We start from the raw sequence: 1445 nt of genomic DNA, 5'->3' as shown, positions 1-1445 counted from the left end.
AGTCAGTAGTCTTGAAGCCATCAGCTGGATCAAGGTGATAATCAAGTAAACAGGAAAAAAGCCCTCAGCTTTTATTTATTTTGCCATTTTCTAGGCTTCTATGCCTTGATGCCCTGTTAAGTAGTCGGACATAAATTCTGTTGTCTATCTTAAGAAATGTAAATTGCCGCAATTCTTCCTGATGACCGACTCCTGACTCCTGACTCCTTACCCCACAGTTAACTTTACTTTTGTCCAACTACTTAACAGTCTATAATGACTTAAAATCCTATTGGTGTGAGCAAAAAATGGCTGTCCAACTACAACAAGCTTTAGTGGTTGCTTCCTATATCTTGAAACAGCGTCTAGCAGGAAAAAAGCGTTTTCCCTTAGTTTTAATGCTAGAACCCCTATTTCGCTGTAATTTAGCCTGTACTGGCTGCGGTAAGATTCAACATCCCCCGGAAATTCTCCGTAATCATCTCACCCCAGCAGAATGTTTCGCAGCGGTGGAAGAATGCGGGGTTCCCGTGGTTTCCATCCCCGGGGGCGAGCCGCTTTTACACCCACAAATTGATGAAATTGTCAAGGGGTTAGTGGACAGAAAAAAATTCGTCTATCTCTGTACCAATGCTCTGTTATTGGAAAAAAGCCTGGATAAATTTACTCCTTCACCCTATCTTACCTTTAGTGTCCATCTGGACGGTTTAAAAGCACATCACGATCGCTGTGTGGATCGAGAGGGAGTATTCGATAAGGCAGTACAAGGGATTAAATCGGCGAAAGCGAGAGGTTTTCGGGTTACTACTAATACCACGGTTTTTGAAGGCACAGAACCGCGAGAAATGCAGGAATTTTTCGATTTTCTCGCTACTTTGGGCATCGATGGTATGATGATTTCCCCCGGCTACAGTTATGAGTGGGCCCCAGATCAAGATAGTTTCTTAAAACGGGAGCAAACCAGAGCTTTATTCCGAGAAATTCTCTCACCCTGGAAATCAGGTCAGAAAAAGTGGAATTTTAACCATAATCCTCTCTTTCTCGATTTTCTCATCGGTGAACAGGACTATGAATGCACTCCTTGGGGTAGTCCTAGCTATAGTCTTTTAGGATGGCAAAAACCCTGTTATCTGCTCAACGAAGGACATTACAAAAGCTTTCGGGAACTTTTAGAAGAAACCAATTGGGATAACTACGGTCGGGCCAGTGGCAATCCTCAATGTGCCGATTGTATGGTACATTGCGGCTATGAACCGACCGCGGCGATGGCAGCTTTTAAACCAGCTAATATGGGACGTGCCATGCAGAGTTTAATCGGAGTCTAATCTAGGGTCTGCTGAATAAATCTAAAAACCTTGTTGGATAGGAATCTTAGACTTTTTTCCCATCAAAAAGTGCCAGACATTGGGGGGATCGGGGGGGAAAATTTAGGCTCTTTTTCCCTGAAAATTAGGTAATTGACCCCC

General features: G+C 43.5%; 1 protein-coding gene. It reads left to right on the top strand.

What is annotated here, in order from left to right; genetic code table 11:
• Nucleotides 1–287 precede the first annotated feature (287 nt).
• Nucleotides 288–1304 carry an adenosyl-hopene transferase HpnH gene (gene hpnH / locus IQ234_RS20690; protein ID WP_193958452.1) on the top strand — a complete coding sequence of 339 codons (1017 nt, stop codon included), beginning with the start codon at nucleotides 288–290 and terminating at the stop codon, nucleotides 1302–1304.
• Nucleotides 1305–1445 lie beyond the last annotated feature (141 nt).

Source organism: Microcystis aeruginosa LEGE 91341 (assembly GCF_015206885.1).
Classification (GTDB): Bacteria; Cyanobacteriota; Cyanobacteriia; order Cyanobacteriales; family Microcystaceae; genus Microcystis; species Microcystis aeruginosa_H.
This window is presented reverse-complemented; position numbering and strand designations above follow the sequence as displayed.